Raw genomic sequence first — 14718 nt, 5'->3', positions numbered from 1 at the left:
CCCCCGCCCGAGATCCAATGGCAGAGCAAATCTTTGCCACTGAATTCCGACCACACCTCGAAAGACTCAGAAGAGGAAAAATATGACAACTCTCAAGCACCGCTGGGCAGCAGCCCTCGCCGCCGGCGCAATCGCAGTGACCGGCGCGGGCGCATCCGCAGCTCTGGCTCCGGCTCCCGCCTTCGCGCAGACCCAGTCCACCATCGATGCCTCCCAGCGCGGTACCCTGCACGTTCACAAGTTCTCGAATGACACCCCTGGTGACGCTGGAAACGGTACGCAGATCGATACCGGGTCTCTTGGAGATCCCTTGGCTGGCGCTGTGTTCAAGGTTGAGAAGGTCACCAACGTCGACCTGACCACCAACGAGGGCTGGCAGCAGGCTGCTCAGATTCAGAAGGGCGAGCTTCAGCCACAGCTCGGTGCCGCTCAGTCCAAGGCTACTGAATCTGACGGATCCGCTGACTTCTCCGATCTTGAGCTCGGCCTTTACAAGGTAACCGAGACCTCTGCTCCCGCTGGTCACGAGATCACCACTGAGCCTTTCTACGTCACTCTTCCGATGACGAACCCGACCAACTCGAACGAGTGGATGTACGAGGTTCACGTCTACCCGAAGAACAAGAAGCAGACCGACGTCATCACCAAGACCGTGAATGACGAGAATGCAACCACGGTCGGCAACGAGATCGACTACCAGGTAACCGGTAAGCTGCCTTCTGCTGAAAACCTCGTAAAGGTTGAGCTCACCGATATTTACCCCGCTGACCGTATCGAGAATCCTCAGGTAACCAAGGTTGCTCTGGGCGACGGCACCGTTCTGGACTCCGCCGACTACACCCTGGACACCACTCAGAGTGGTCTCGCCACGGTGAAGCTCACCGACACCGGCCTCCAGAAGGCTAACGCTCTCACCGGCGAGGAGCGCACAGTGATCGCCGACTTCACCTTCACCGTGAAGGATCCCGCGAACGCAGGCGACCTCTCCGCCGCTGAGAACCGCGCGATGATCAACGCCAAGGGTGAAGGCGACAACACCCCGGATCCGAACCCCACGGATCCTGACAACCCGAACGTTATTCCTCCGGGAGAGGGCACCAAGACCTACTACGGCAACGTAGACATCACCAAGACCGGTGATAATGGCGAACAGCTCGATGGCGTTAAGTTCGATCTGTACCAATGCGATGCTCCCGATGCTCTGGGCAACAAGGTGAAGTCCGACATCACCGTGACCGGTGGTAAGGCAAACATCAACTCCCTTCACGTGAACGACTGGGTAAACGGTGAAGCTGGTACCAGCAACCCCAACGGCTACTGTCTTGTGGAGACCCAGGCTGCTGACGGCTACGCACTGCTCGCTCAGCCTCACTACTTCCAGGTGAAGAAGGACGGCCAGGAAGAAATTTCTCTGACCTCCCTGGACGTGAAGAACGTCAAGAACAACGGTGGCTTTAACCTGCCGCTGACCGGTGGCGCTGGTGTGACCATGCTCCTCGTGCTCGGTGGCCTGATCATGGCCGGTGGCGCACTGTACATGGTGCGTAACAACCGCCGCGAGAACAAGGCCTAATTAAGTTCTCAGCACTCCTTTGAGTGCGGCCTGAATGGGCGGCGTGTGGCGTCGACAAGCTTGGCGCCCCGCCACCTTCCTTAAGCTTTTCCTATAACTCAAAATCCAAAGAGGATTACTGTGACAACTGCGTCGCTTGAACGCCACGAGGGTGGAAACAATACAAAACAGCGCTCCGTGATGAAGCGGATCATGCCGCTGCTCGTTGTGCTGCTCGGTTTCGCCATCGTGATGTACCCGGTGCTCGGCACGTGGGTTCGGAATGTGACGCAGACGCAGCAAGCCGAGGCCTACACCTCGCGCATCAACGACCAAACCACCGAGGAAGAACGAGCAGCTTCGCTGGCCTCCGCAGAAGAGTGGAACCGCACCCACGCACAAGGCCCCGTGCTGGATCCCTGGCTTGCGCGCGTTGATGAATCAAATCTTGAATATCAGCAGTACCTCAAGGAACTTGATCTGGATGATGTGATGGGGCGCATCATTATCCCAAAGATCAACTCTGACCTGCCCATCTACCACGGCACCGACGAAAAGACGCTGGGTAAAGGCATCGGACACCTTTACGGCTCCTCCCTGCCCGTCGGTGGCGAAGGCAGTCACTCAGTACTCACCGGGCACACCGGCCTGCCCAACGCCACTTTGTGGGACAAGCTCGTGGACTTGGACAAGGGCGATTCCTTCACTATCTACGTGGCGGGTCGCGTGATGAAGTACGAGATCGACAATCGCCGCGTAGTGCTGCCCAACGAGACGAACAACCTGCGCCCCGTCGAGGGCCAGGATCTGGTCACCCTCATCACCTGCACCCCCTACGGTGTGAACTCGCACCGCCTCCTGCTCACGGGTCACCGCGTGCCTATCGACGAATCGGAGGCGCGCGAAATCCTCAACCAGAAACACAACCCTTGGCAGTGGTGGATGATCCTCGCCCTCGCGCTTTCGCTGATCGTGGTGATCGCCGCCGTCACTTGGACCATCCGCGGAATCAAACGCAATAAAGCACAAGAAGAGACGGAGTAACCCATGCGCACGCTCTTGCGATTCCTCGCCGCCTTCGCCGTGGCCCTCATCGGCATGGTCGGCACAAGCACAGCATTGGCGAACCCTTCTTCGCTTATCGACGTCTCCCGCACCGGCACCCTCATCGTGCACAAGTCCGCGGGTGATCCACTGACCCAATACGGCGATCCGACGAACCCTAATGCGGACCTCTCTCGCGACCCCATTGAGGGCATCGACTTCCAGATCCAGCGCATCACCGACATTGACCTGACAAAGAACGAGGACTGGGAGAAGCTCGCCGCCACCGACATCTCCGACTACTTCGCCGAAGGCTCCCGCGAAGGCGTGCTTGGCGGCATCCAAACCGCCACCACCGGCCCGGACGGTGCCGCAACCTTCACCGACCTTCCCCTTGGCGCCTACCTGGTCACGGAAAATCCCGCCAGTGCAGGCCGCAAGAACTTGAGCGTGGCAGCGCCATTCGTGGTGACGGTGCCCATGACCAATCCCCAGAATCAACAAGAGTGGCTCTACACCGTTGAGGTGAACGCCAAGGATCAGACGCTGAACGCATCCAAAGCCGCCAGCGCCACCTGTGCCGCACTTGGCGATGAGGTGAAGTTCGCCATTTCCGCGACGTTGCCCGCCCCCGACCGCGAAGGTCGCATCAACCGCGCCGAGATCGCCGACCCGCTGGCCGCAGAATTCTCCTTCCTCGACGGCACTTCTGCCGTGCTCGTGGACGATGAAGCGCTCGCGGCCGAGGACTACAACGTGAGCTTCAAAGACGGCGTGGCCACCATGGCGCTCACACAGTCCGGCTTGGACAAAGCCGCCAAGCACCGCGCCGGAAATCCAGAAGCTACCCTCACCTGGAGCTTGAAGGCGAAAGTGACCGGCGAAAACATCGCCCCCGGCACCAAGCTGGAAAACCGAGGCTACTTCCTTCCCGAGGGCTACCCAGCCTTCGACGCAAGGCAGCATCCCGGCGTACCCACCAACCGCGTGCGGGTGCGCATTGGCAACTGCGAGCCCACTAGCACCGAGATTCCCACCCCAGTGCCGGATCCCGGCACTACGCCGCCGAGCACCGGAGGCAGCACCGATGGGGGCTCCACCTCAGGCGGAATCAGCAGTGGTAGCAGCGGGAGCAGCAGCTCCCGTGGTGGAGGGCTTGCCTCCACCGGCGCTAACGTGATCTGGGCAGCTGTGATTGGCTCCGCACTGATGGGGCTGGGCATCTTCATGATTGCGCGCCGCAAGCGCTCCTAGACAGATATCCAGAAGGCCCCGCTCTCCTTGTTGGAGGGGTGGGGCATTTTGCTTATGAGCTCACGGCAGGCAGGTAGTCTTCCCTCCGTTTCACCCACGCAATGACCGCATAGGTGATGGGCATGACCAGCACCTCTACCAGTGTCTTCCAGAAGAATCCCACCACCACATAATTCATCGTGTCCGCGGTGGTGGTGATACCGATGACCGGTGCCGCAATCAGGCAAAACACGAGTGTGTCGCCGAATTCGCCCACGATGGTGGAACCGATGAGGCGCTGCCAGAGGGACTTTTCTCCCGTGCGCTTCTTCATCGTGGTCAGAGCCCAGGCGTTCAGAATCTGCCCGATGGCGTAGCCGCACAGTGATGCCAGCACGATTCTTGGAACCAAACCAAGAACGAGCGAGAACGCCTCCTGGTTTTCGTAGAAGTCGGCAGCGGGCAGCCAAATGGCGATGTAGAAGGCGGCCACGGCGAGGATCGTGGTAAAAAATCCCGTCCAAATGGCACGGCGTGCAGCCTTGAATCCATAACATTCGCTGAGCACGTCCCCGATCACATAAGCGGCGGGGAAGAGGAAGAAGGCGCCATCAGTGACTAATGGGCCGATGGTGATGCCTTTCGTGCTGGTGATGTTGGAGATCAGATAAATCGCCACGAATAGGGCGACGAGCACGGGGTACAGGCTCTTCTGCACTGGAATGTAGGAGGGTCGGTGTGTCACGAACATGATGCTCTCACATAGCCTGGACGCATGACGAACGCAGCGGGAAGATTTGCGCCCTCACCAAGCGGAGACTTGCACTTTGGCAACCTTCGTACCGCCATGTTGGCGTGGCTATTTGCGCGGCGCACGGGGCGCGCTTTCCACATGCGAGTTGAGGACATCGATACGCAGCGTTCCTCGGAAGGCTCAGCCCAGCGGCAATTGGAAGACCTCGCACTCATCGGCTTGGATTGGGACACGCTCACCTTCCAGCACGAGCGTTTCCACCTCTACGAGGCGGCGCTGGAAAAGCTGGATACTTACGAGTGCTACTGTTCGCGCAAAGATATCCAACATGCAGCCTCCGCCCCGCACGCGATCCCTGGCCACTACCCGGGCACGTGCCGAGACTTGAGTGAGGCGCAGCGCGCCACCAAGCGCGAGGAACTTGCGGCGCAGGGGCGCGTGCCTGCGATACGTCTGCGTGCCACCACCGCCTCCGAAGATTTCCACGACTACTACCTCGGCGCACAGTCGGGGGAGGTAGATGACATGATCTTGCGACGCGGCGGCCAACAACCCGACTGGGCCTACAACCTGGCCGTGGTGGTGGACGATGGAGAGCAGGGCATTGACCAGGTAGTGCGTGGCGACGACCTCCTCTCTTCCTCCGCGCGCCAAGCACATCTAGCCAAGCTGCTCGGCATCCAGGTGCCCGAATACGTACATGTGCCACTCGTGCTCAATCAAGAAGGGAAGCGGCTAGCCAAACGCGATGGGGCGGTCACGCTGCGGGAAATGCTCGCTGATGGTTCCTCGGTGGCGGACGTGGTAGGGGCGCTGGGGGCGTCGATAAGCTTGGAGGGCACGACGATGGGGGAGCTGCTGGCGAAGTTTGAGCCGGGGAGGTTGCCGCGCGAGCCTTATTTTTGGGAGGCGTAGCGCCACACCAGGGTGATGGCGAGGAAGCTGAGGGCAGTGAGCGCAATGAACGCCGCGACGATGGCGGCGATGTTGCTGGAGTGATCCATGAGCAGCATGGTGGCCACTGAGCCGCTGAATAGTGATGCGAAGCTGAGGATCGCTTTGTTTTGCTGGAAGGTTTCACGCATGCCTTCAAACTACACGAATTGTTCACCCCTTTTTCGGGTAAATTCCGTGTGGGACTAATTAAAACGGGGCAACTCGTAAATAATAAGGGCTGACCCATTCCCCTCAGCAGAAAGAACCCGCATGAAGGCGAACCCCGACGTTCAAGACCGCTCAAAGCCGGTCCTGAGCATGAGCAAAGCATGGGTGCAAGGCGTTGCACTCGTGATGCTGTTTGGATTCTTTGTCATGGGCTTCCTGGCGTATCGCACCTACGACGCCTCGATGCCCCTGCCAAAGAAGATCGTTGCCGAAAAGACCGGCGACACGATCATCACTGAAGAGCAAATCACCCACGGTCAGGAAATCTTCCAAGCCCGCGGCCTGCAACAATACGGATCCGTGCTCGGACATGGCGCCTACCTCGGTGCCGACTACACCGCCGAATACCTGCGGATGGCAACGGACCTGGCCGGCGAAGACTTCGCCCAACAGGATCTTCCCAAAGGCACCGACGCGCACGACGCGGTCGTAGAAGAGTTCCGCACCAACCGCTACAACGAAGACACCGGCGTGCTGCAATGGACTGATCACCAGATCCAGGCATACGAACAAGCCCAGCAGTACTACGCCGACTACTTTGGCAAAGACTCTTTCGAACACGGACTGCCCACAGACTTCATCACCAGCAAAGAGGACATCCGGGACCTCACCGCCTTCTTCGGTTGGACTGCCTGGGCCTCCGCCGCTGAACGCCCCGGCCTGGACTACTCCTACACCAACAACTGGCCCGCCGAACCGCGCGTAGAAAACGGCCCCACCGCCGACATCGTGGTGTGGTCCGTACTCTCCCTAATCGCCCTGATCGGCGGCACCGGCCTCATCTTCGCCATCTACGGCCGTTGGTCCAAGCAGATCGGTTGGCACTCTGAAGAACAACTCAATCTGGACTTCAAGCAGCCCGGCGAAGTTGGCCTGACCAAATCACAAAAGGTTGTGGCCTGGTTCTTCTTCGTGATCGTGCTGCTCTTCCTCATCCAATCCTTCCTGGGCGCAGCAGTCCAGCACTACCGCGCAGAAATCACCGGCTTCTTCGGCCTGCCGCTCCAAGAACTCCTGCCCTATAACGTGGCGCGCACCTGGCACCTGCAGCTCTCCCTGCTGTGGACCGCCGGCGGCTTACTCGCAGCGGGCCTGTTCCTCGCGCCGTTCATTGCCAAAAAGGAACCCAAGAAGCAGGGCGTTTTGGCATGGATCCTGCTGGGAGCCATCGCCTTCGTGGTCTTCGGTTCCATGGCCTTCGAGTGGCTCTCCGCCTTCGGCAAGGTGCCCGAGGGCTCGCTGTTTTCGCAGCAGTGGGAATACCTGGACCTGCCGCGCTTCTTCCAGATCCTGCTCACCGCAGGCATGTTCATCTGGATCGCGATGATCTTCCGCTCCCTGCACGGCCGCCTCAAGGGTGAGCACAAGTCCAACATGCCATGGCTATTCTTCTTCTCAGGCCTCACCATCCCTGGCTTCTACGCCGTGGGCATGCTCGCCGGATCTGACACCCACATCTCCGTCGCCGAATTCTGGCGCTTCTGGGTGGTGCACTTGTGGGTGGAGGACTTCCTGGAGCTGTTCACCACCATCATGGTTGCCTACGTGTTCGTGCTGCTCGGCGTGATCCGAGAGCGCATCGCCCTTGGCATCATCTACCTGGACATCATCCTCTACTCCGTCGGTGGCGTGATCGGCACCATGCACCACCTCTACTTCTCCGGGACCCCAGTGGAGCACATGGCGCTGGGCGCATTCTTCTCCGCTGCCGAGGTGGTGCCGCTGACTCTGCTCACCGTCGAAGCGTGGACCTTCCTGCAGCTCGGTTCGCGCCAGCGTGCCTCCGGCGATCGTCCCTTCCCACACCGCTGGGCTGTGCTCTTCCTCGTTTCGGTGGGTTTCTGGAATTTCCTGGGTGCCGGCATCTTCGGCTTCCTGGTGAACCTGCCCATCGTGTCCTACTACCAGATCGGCACCGCGCTGACCGCCAACCATGCACACGGCGCCATGATGGGCGTGTACGGCTTCATGGCCATTGGCCTGGGCGTTTTTGCTCTACGCTACCTGCTGCCCAAGAAGCACTGGAATGACAAGCTCATGGGCTGGAGCTTCTGGCTGCTCAACATTGGCCTGCTGTGGATGGTCGTGATCTCCCTGCTGCCGCTGGGCATCGTCCAGCTCTATCACTCGGTTGGCGAAGGCTATGTGGAAGCGCGGTCGCTCGGCTACATCACCCAGCCTGGCAACGCGATCCTGGAATGGTTGCGCCTTCCCGGCGACGTCCTCTTCCTAGCGGGCATCTTCCCTATGCTCTGGATGGCATTCAAAGGTCTGCTCCACAACAAGGACATCCCCACCGTAGATACGCAACCCGACAACGCTCTGTACTCCGTCATTGAGCTTGACGACGCCTCCGGGACCGACATCCCCGCCGGCTCGCCGGTAGGACTCGTCTCTGGTGGGCACGCCCGCGTGGACAACCGCATTCAAGATGAGCGACGTGGGGGCGTCGAAAAGTGAGCTCGCCGGACCTGTTCACGTGGCTGGCCGCAGCCTACGCCATCTTCCTACTAGGAGTGGCGTGGGGCTTCGACCGCATGGCGCAACACACCTCCAACCGGACCTCGGACATGCGAACCGGAACTTTCCGCTACGTGGAAAAGCACGACGCATGGCAATGCCCCGAAGACCACTGGCTGTGGCCCTCGAGCTTTGACCCCGAAAACCGCGTGATGCGCTACCGCGCGCACCCCACCGTGTGCAACAACTGCCCCGTAAAACAGACCTGCACCGCCAGCGCCCATGGGCGTGAAGTGACCCGGCAACTCGACCCATGGCCACACTCCGACTCAGGGCGATTCCACCGCGGCATCGCCCTGGGGGTGGCACTCATGGGGCTCATTCTGCCGCTCGTATCACTGATCCAATACCACTCGCTGGCGGACTTGCTGCTGATTGGGGCGGTGTTGGTGATTATGGCGGGCGGGACGATTCCGCTGGCCAAACACCTGTGGAACACGCCCTCCAATTTCCCCACCGCCGTGCACGTGCCGCACCTTGATGACCGCCAGGCGGAAATCGAAGCGGCCGTGGACCGCTACGCAAGGCGCTACGGCTCCGATGCGCGCAAACTCGCCGAAGAAAGGAAACGCCCATGAGCGCACTCGTATTCTGGCCGATCATGATCGGCATTGTGATCGCCATCCTCGTGGTGCTGATCTCGTACTCAGTCAAAGTGATCAAGCAATACGAACGTGGCGTCGCCTTCCGCTTCGGCCACGTCAAACCACTCATGGAACCCGGGCTGCACTTCCTCATCCCCGGCGTAGACAAGTTGGAACGTGTGGATCAGCGCGTGGTCACGCTGACCATTCCGCCGCAGGAAATCATCACCAAGGACAACGTCTCCGTGCGCGTTAACGCTGTGGTGATGTTCGAAGTACTCGACTCGCTGAAGGCAGTGCTAGAGGTAGAAAACTACGCAGTAGCCACCTCTCAGATTGCCCAAACCACACTGCGTTCCCTGCTGGGCCGCGCCGACCTTGACGATCTACTCGCACACCGCGAAGAGCTCAACGAAGATCTGCGCAAAATCATCAACGGGCAAACGACCCGCTGGGGTGTGGAAACACGCATTGTGGAAATCAAGGACGTGGAAATCCCGGAGGCCATGCAGCGCGCCCTGGCCCGCGAAGCCGAAGCCGAACGCGAACGCCGCGCCAAAGTGATCTCCGCACACGGCGAACTGCAATCCTCCGTGGAACTGCGCCAAGCAGCCGAAGAGCTGCAAAAAGCGCCCGCAGCACTGCAACTGCGCTACCTGCAGACGGTGCTCGAATTGGGCGCAGACCAAAACTCGACCATCGTGTTCCCGCTACCCATCGACATCATGCAAGGCTTCATGGACAAAGCCACGCAAATGGGCATTCCGCTGCCCAAGATCACCGGGAAGCAACCAGATGCTGAGTAAGTAGAGAAAAGGGCCGGCCGTGTGCCGGTCCTTTTTGCACGCTCTCAAAACCTCGCTTCTTTACGGGGGTACCAGGGGTTCAAGGCACCCGCGGAGATGCAGGCGAATGGTTGTTCCGTCTTTACGCTTGCCATGTCGCACGTTTCGAGTTGGTGCCGTTTCCCATGGCATTCGGGAGTCGGTGACGTGGGGTGTTGTCGGATTGTCATGGGAAAGTGCACGGGCTCGGTTTTGGTTGGGGATTGGGTGTGGTTTGTGGCTGGGGTGTTCCGTTTCCCATGTCATTCGGGCTAGGAATTCTGGTTTGTGAGCTGATTGCCATGGGAAAGTGCACGCTGGCTCAGGATTGGGCTGGGTTCCCGGTGTTGGGATGGGTCGTTTCCCATGTCATTCGCCGCGAGAATCGGGGATTTGGTGTTAATTGCCATGGGAAAGTGCACACAGGTTGCTGGAACTGGGGTGGCCGGGGCACGGAGCGTGCACTTTCCAGTGTCATTCGCGGCGAGAATCGGGGATTGGGCGTTGATTGTCATGGGAAAGTGCACGCGCCACATCGTGCCAACACTTGCGCCCCCACCTCACACCTAAAACGCAGAAACACCCCGAGCCGAGGCTCGGGGTGTTTCGTTGGCGGAGGATGTGGGATTTGAACCCACGAGGGTCGTGAAACCCGCACGCGTTCCAGGCGTGTGACATAGGCCGCTAGTCGAATCCTCCAGCGTCAGCACTTCTTGCGCATAAGCGCGCGAAGTGCGTACCGACAACAGTGTACTCACGGAAAGCTCCTACGCAAAATGGCTGGTGGTTGGGGGCGGTGGCGTCGAAAAGCGAAGGGGGCGGAGGAGAAATGGAAAATGGGGCGGGGCTGCGCTATTGTCTTGGGCAGGACTTCGCATGGCGTTTATCCCATGAACTCCCCCAGGGCAGGAATGCAGCAAGGGTCAGTGGGCTCTGGCGGGTGTGCGGAGTCCCTTTTTAATGGCCGGGGGAGCCGTTACACTAAAGCCCAGTGCACACGAAGAGGAAAGGGCTGCACATGAGCATCGATGCGTTGAATACCCAGAAGCTGCAGGAACATGCGGATGAGATTCGTCAACAGTATGAGGATCTGAAGGCTCGCAATCTGAACCTGGATCTCACGCGCGGCAAGCCCTCCTCTGAACAGCTCGATTTTTCCAATGATCTGCTGAGCCTGCCGGGGCAGAACTACCGCACTGAATCCGGTGTAGATACCCGCAACTATGGCGGCCTGGTGGGGATCGAGGAGATCCGCAACATTTGGGCGCAGGTGCTGGGCATCCCGGCGGGGAACATTGTGGCGGGTGACGCCTCCAGCCTGAACATTATGTTCGACCTGATCTCCTGGTCCTATATCTGGGGCAACAATGACTCCGAGCGTCCCTGGTCGCAGGAGGAGAAGGTGAAGTGGCTGTGCCCGGTGCCTGGCTATGATCGCCACTTCTCCATCACGGAGCACTTCGGCTTTGAGATGATCAATGTTCCGCTGACGGATCAGGGCCCGGACATGAACGTGGTTCGTGAGCTGGTGAAGGACCCGCAGGTCAAGGGCATGTGGACGGTGCCTGTGTTCGGCAATCCCACGGGCATTACGTTCTCGGAGGAAGTCTGCCGTGAGCTCGCTTCCATGGAGACGGCCGCGCCCGATTTCCGCATCATTTGGGACAATGCTTACGCGGTGCACACGCTCACCGATTCTTTCCCGGTAGTTCACGATGTGCTGAGCATGGGCGCGGAGGCCGGCCACCCGAACCGCTTCTGGTTCATGAGTTCCACCTCCAAGATCACCTTGGCTGGCGCGGGCGTTGCGTTCTTCGCCTCCTCGAAGCAGAACCTGGATTGGTATGCGGAGCACGCGAACATTCGCGGCATTGGGCCGAATAAGGTGAGCCAGCTCGCCCACGCCCAGTTCTTCGGCGGCCCGGAGGGTGTGTATGAGCAGATGCGCAAGCATGCGGATAACCTCGCCCCGAAGTTCAATCGTGTCCTGGAGATCCTGAATGAGCGCCTGGCTCCCTTCGGTGCTGCGGAGTGGACGCAGCCCAAGGGCGGCTATTTCATCAGCGTGAATGTGTCGCCGGGTACGGCTTCTCGTGTGGTGGAGTTGGCGAAGCAGGCTGGTATCGCGCTCACGGGTGCGGGTTCTTCTTTCCCCCTGAAGCAGGATCCGAAGAATGAGAACATTCGCCTCGCCCCTTCGTTGCCCCCGGTGTCTGAGCTGGAGGTTGCGATGCACGGGTTCGCTACTTGCGTGCTGTTGGCAGCCCTTGAGGCATAAAAAGCTTTTCGACGTCCCCACGAGGAGCATCACCACATGGACCTAGAGGCATCTCTGCTGTGGCAGCAGGGCGTTTTCCCCGGCACGCTGGCTGAAGTCCCTGCTGAGGCCGGTTGTGGTGTGCGCGTGGCTGTTTCCGACCTGGGCGAAGAGTTGCTTGCCACCACCTTGAACTTCAACGAGGTGGACACTGGCCTGCACTCCCAGGACGAGGGCGCCGACGTGCGCAGTGAAATCTTCACCGTGGGGCGCGTGAGCTCTACGCTGGCGCAAAGCGCCTTGCAGCAGGTGTGCACCAAGCTGGAGTCTTTCAACCGCGATTTGCCAGGCGTGGTACCTGCACAGCCTGGCACGATGGTGCCGAACCTGGAGCTTGATGGCTGCAGCGTGCGCCACGGCGTGTTCGTGGTGCCCTATGTGTGGGGCGAGCAGGTGCCCCGCTTCAGCGAGGGCGGGCGCCTGGTGGTGATGCTGCAATTGGTGTTGCTCACCGACGAGGAATACGAGTACGCCACCACCTACGGGGTGCCTGCGCTACAGCAGGCGTTAGGTGAGCAAGGCGTGGATCTCCTAGATTGGCGGCGCTAGCTGCGTTTTTCTTGCGCGCTGGAAGCAATTCGGGGGTGGGTAGGTAGGCTCTAAGACGTGGCTTTGTATAGGAAGTATCGCCCCGGCTCCTTCGCGGAAGTTGTGGGCCAGGAGCAGGTAACCGTCCCGCTTTCGCGCGCGCTGGATAGTGGCAACATTAATCACGCCTATCTTTTCTCTGGCCCGCGTGGTTGCGGCAAGACTTCCTCTGCGCGCATCCTCGCCCGCTCCCTCAACTGCGCTGAAGGCCCTACTTCCGCTCCCTGCGGCAAGTGCTCTTCCTGCGTGGCGCTGGCTCCCAATGGGCCTGGCACTTTGGACGTCACTGAGCTGGACGCAGCGAGTAACAACGGCGTGGAGGATATGCGTGAGTTGCGCGACCGCGCTATGTATGCCCCCGCCGAGTCGCGCTATCGCATCTTCATCATCGACGAGGCGCACATGATCACCACCTCGGGTGCGAATGCGCTGCTCAAGATAGTTGAGGAGCCCCCGGCGCACCTCATCTTCATCTTCGCCACTACGGAGCCGGAGAAGGTGATTGGCACGATCCGTTCGCGCACGCACCACTATCCTTTCCGTCTGCTCACGCCCCAAGCCATGCGTGGGCTGATCGAGCGCACCGCTGCCGCCGAGCATGCTCACATAGACGACGCCGTCTATCCCCTGGTTCTCCGCGCTGGTGGCGGTTCTCCGCGCGACACGCTCTCCGTGCTAGACCAGCTCTTGGCGGGTTCCGGCCCCGATGGCCTCACTTACGAAACGGCCCGCATGCTCTTGGGTGTCACCGATGACTCGCTTATCGACGCCGCCGTGGAAGCCCTCGCCGACACCAACAAGGCCGGTCTGTTTGCCGTAGTAGACGAGGTCATTGAGGCGGGCATTGACCCCAGGCGCTTCGCCGCCGATCTTCTGGACCGTCTCCGTGACCTCATGGTGCTCCAAGCAGTGCCCGAGGCCCTCGAATCCGGTCTGGTGGACGCGCCAGCAGACCGCCACGACACGCTGAAAGAGCAGGCCGCCGCCTTCCCCGAGGGCGGTATCGCCGGGTATGCGGCGATGGTAAATGACGGCATCACTGACCTGCGCGGCGCCACCTCGCCACGGCTCCTACTAGAAATTCTTTGCGCCAAGATGCTCATCGGCGGCAGCGCACCCGCCGTGGCCGCCTCTGCGCAGTCCGCCGCTGCTGAGTCTGCTGAAGCGGGACCTAAGAGTGCGCCCAGCAAGTACGACCGCGACGCGCTGCGTCGCGCACGCGAAGAACGCGAGCGTAAGCAACGCGAACAGGCTGAAGCAGCAGCCGTGCGGCCCGCGCCGAAACCAGAACCAAAACCGGAACCAGAACCCGAGCCCGAACCGGAGCCAGTCGCAGTGCCGGAGCCAGAAACCTCCGAGCCCGAGCCGCAGTCACCCGAGAAGGCGCCGGTGGATGAGGCGCAGGGGAGCGTCGATAAGCTGGCGAAAGAGCATTGGGCTGAGATTCGCAAGCTCGTGCACAAGAAGAAAGCAGTGGCGGGCATCATGCTCACCGAGGCGCGAGTGCTGGGCGAGCGCGACGGTACGCTGATCATTGGCCACAACACCGGGGCGCTGGCGGGACGGCTGAATGATCCCTCCAATAACACTGTGCTGGTAGAGGCCATTCGGGAAATCACCGGGCGCGAAGTTGCAGTGGAATGTGTGGTGGGGCAGCGCCCAAAAGACGCGGGGTTCAGTGAGCCCGACCGGGAATCTGAGCCCGAGCCCGAGCCCGAGTCAGAGGATGGCTGGGGCGAGCCGGTGCAGATTGGCCGCAACGCCGATCCCGAGCCAGAACCGGAGCCTGCACCAGAGCCCCAACGGGCGCCAGTAGCTGAACCTTCATCTGCGCCTGCCACCTTCTCCGACGGTAGCCCCCTGCCCCCGGAGCCCGACGATTTCTACGGCTACGGCCCCGACGAGGGCATGCCCGAACCTAAGCACGCCCCCGACCTTGTGCCTACGCCAGAACCAATCCCCGAGCCACAGCAAACCCGCGAGCAGGAAGAAGAAGAAATGCTGCGCGAGGTACGCGATGGGGCCAAGAGCGCCGATCACCGCGACGCGCTCACCGTCGCAATGGATTTGTTGGGCCAGGAGCTTGGTGCCAAGCCGCTTTAGGCTTGGTCGAGTACACTTGTCGCGAGCGAAAATTT

The 14718-nt window shown here is 60.5% G+C and carries 12 protein-coding genes, 1 tRNA gene and 1 other RNA gene; 11 read left to right on the top strand and 3 right to left on the bottom strand.

Translation table 11 applies throughout. The features are described 5' to 3' along the window. Window positions 1-82 precede the first annotated feature (82 nt). The 3 genes from CGERO_RS10165 (at window position 83) to CGERO_RS10155 (ending at window position 3850) form a co-directional block, all read left to right on the top strand. Window positions 83-1573 carry a SpaH/EbpB family LPXTG-anchored major pilin gene (locus tag CGERO_RS10165; protein WP_123936143.1) on the top strand — a complete coding sequence of 497 codons (1491 nt, stop codon included), beginning with the start codon at window positions 83-85 and terminating at the stop codon, window positions 1571-1573. A gap of 120 nt (window positions 1574-1693) precedes the next feature. Beyond that, window positions 1694-2596: a class C sortase gene (locus CGERO_RS10160; RefSeq protein ID WP_245998831.1), complete on the top strand. Its 903-nt coding sequence runs from the start codon at window positions 1694-1696 to the stop codon at window positions 2594-2596. 3 nt (window positions 2597-2599) lie between these two features. Further along, on the top strand, window positions 2600-3850 hold the full coding sequence (locus CGERO_RS10155) for a SpaH/EbpB family LPXTG-anchored major pilin (protein WP_123935614.1): 1251 nt from the start codon (window positions 2600-2602) through the stop codon (window positions 3848-3850). Between the two features lie 52 nt (window positions 3851-3902). On the opposite strand, the gene CGERO_RS10150 is transcribed toward CGERO_RS10155, so the two are convergent. Next, window positions 3903-4574 carry a queuosine precursor transporter gene (locus tag CGERO_RS10150; RefSeq protein ID WP_245998830.1) on the bottom strand — a complete coding sequence of 224 codons (672 nt, stop codon included), beginning with the start codon at window positions 4572-4574 and terminating at the stop codon, window positions 3903-3905. 30 nt (window positions 4575-4604) lie between these two features. On the opposite strand from CGERO_RS10150, the gene gluQRS reads away from it, so the two are divergent. Then, window positions 4605-5498, top strand: coding sequence for a tRNA glutamyl-Q(34) synthetase GluQRS (gene gluQRS / locus CGERO_RS10145; protein WP_123935610.1), 894 nt, complete (start codon window positions 4605-4607; stop codon window positions 5496-5498). On the opposite strand, the gene CGERO_RS10140 is transcribed toward gluQRS, so the two are convergent. Beyond that, window positions 5480-5668 (bottom strand): hypothetical protein, encoded by a 189-nt coding sequence (locus CGERO_RS10140; protein WP_123935608.1) that lies wholly within the window; start codon window positions 5666-5668, stop codon window positions 5480-5482. The two genes, gluQRS and CGERO_RS10140, sit on opposite strands and share 19 nt — an antisense overlap. A gap of 121 nt (window positions 5669-5789) precedes the next feature. Between CGERO_RS10140 and CGERO_RS10135 the strand changes: the two genes are divergently transcribed. The 3 genes from CGERO_RS10135 to CGERO_RS10125 are packed head-to-tail and all read left to right on the top strand — an operon-like array spanning window position 5790 to window position 9657. Further along, entirely contained in the window at window positions 5790-8207 is a 2418-nt protein-coding gene (locus CGERO_RS10135) for a nitric-oxide reductase large subunit (RefSeq protein WP_123935606.1), read from the top strand. Next, entirely contained in the window at window positions 8204-8845 is a 642-nt protein-coding gene (locus CGERO_RS10130) for a hypothetical protein (RefSeq protein WP_123935604.1), read from the top strand. Before CGERO_RS10135 ends, CGERO_RS10130 begins: the two co-directional genes overlap by 4 nt. Beyond that, on the top strand, window positions 8842-9657 hold the full coding sequence (locus CGERO_RS10125; protein ID WP_123935602.1) for an SPFH domain-containing protein: 816 nt from the start codon (window positions 8842-8844) through the stop codon (window positions 9655-9657). Before CGERO_RS10130 ends, CGERO_RS10125 begins: the two co-directional genes overlap by 4 nt. Before the next feature lie 628 nt (window positions 9658-10285). Here CGERO_RS10125 and CGERO_RS10120 read toward each other — a convergent pair. Next, window positions 10286-10374: transfer RNA gene (locus tag CGERO_RS10120), tRNA-Ser, on the bottom strand. Window positions 10375-10538: 164 nt separating this feature from the next. Between CGERO_RS10120 and ffs the strand changes: the two genes are divergently transcribed. The 4 genes from ffs to CGERO_RS10100 all read left to right on the top strand — a co-directional run bounded on the left by ffs (window position 10539) and on the right by CGERO_RS10100 (window position 14683). After that, window positions 10539-10635: signal recognition particle sRNA small type (ffs, locus tag CGERO_RS10115), an RNA gene on the top strand. 58 nt (window positions 10636-10693) lie between these two features. Beyond that, on the top strand, window positions 10694-11953 hold the full coding sequence (locus CGERO_RS10110) for an aspartate aminotransferase type Ic (RefSeq protein WP_123935600.1): 1260 nt from the start codon (window positions 10694-10696) through the stop codon (window positions 11951-11953). A 36-nt stretch (window positions 11954-11989) separates the two neighbouring features. Next, entirely contained in the window at window positions 11990-12541 is a 552-nt protein-coding gene (locus tag CGERO_RS10105) for a suppressor of fused domain protein (RefSeq protein ID WP_123935598.1), read from the top strand. 57 nt (window positions 12542-12598) lie between these two features. Beyond that, on the top strand, window positions 12599-14683 hold the full coding sequence (locus CGERO_RS10100) for a DNA polymerase III subunit gamma and tau (protein WP_123935596.1): 2085 nt from the start codon (window positions 12599-12601) through the stop codon (window positions 14681-14683). Window positions 14684-14718: the final 35 nt, after the last annotated feature.

Origin of the sequence: Corynebacterium gerontici (genome assembly GCF_003813985.1) — a bacterium.
Classification (GTDB): domain Bacteria; phylum Actinomycetota; class Actinomycetes; order Mycobacteriales; family Mycobacteriaceae; genus Corynebacterium; species Corynebacterium gerontici.
Note: the sequence above shows the minus strand (reverse complement) of the source record. Positions and strands in the feature narration are given on the sequence as shown.

Excerpts from the sequence above, each read along its gene's own strand:
- CGERO_RS10125 (WP_123935602.1), top strand. The coding sequence starts at position 8,842 with ATGAGCGCACTCGTATTCTGGCCGATCATGATCGGCATTGTGATCGCC.
- CGERO_RS10140 (WP_123935608.1), bottom strand. The coding sequence starts at position 5,668 with ATGCGTGAAACCTTCCAGCAAAACAAAGCGATCCTCAGCTTCGCATCA.
- CGERO_RS10105 (WP_123935598.1), top strand. The coding sequence starts at position 11,990 with ATGGACCTAGAGGCATCTCTGCTGTGGCAGCAGGGCGTTTTCCCCGGC.
- gluQRS (WP_123935610.1), top strand. The coding sequence starts at position 4,605 with ATGACGAACGCAGCGGGAAGATTTGCGCCCTCACCAAGCGGAGACTTG.
- CGERO_RS10155 (WP_123935614.1), top strand. The coding sequence starts at position 2,600 with ATGCGCACGCTCTTGCGATTCCTCGCCGCCTTCGCCGTGGCCCTCATC.
- CGERO_RS10165 (WP_123936143.1), top strand. The coding sequence starts at position 83 with ATGACAACTCTCAAGCACCGCTGGGCAGCAGCCCTCGCCGCCGGCGCA.
- CGERO_RS10110 (WP_123935600.1), top strand. The coding sequence starts at position 10,694 with ATGAGCATCGATGCGTTGAATACCCAGAAGCTGCAGGAACATGCGGAT.
- CGERO_RS10135 (WP_123935606.1), top strand. The coding sequence starts at position 5,790 with ATGAAGGCGAACCCCGACGTTCAAGACCGCTCAAAGCCGGTCCTGAGC.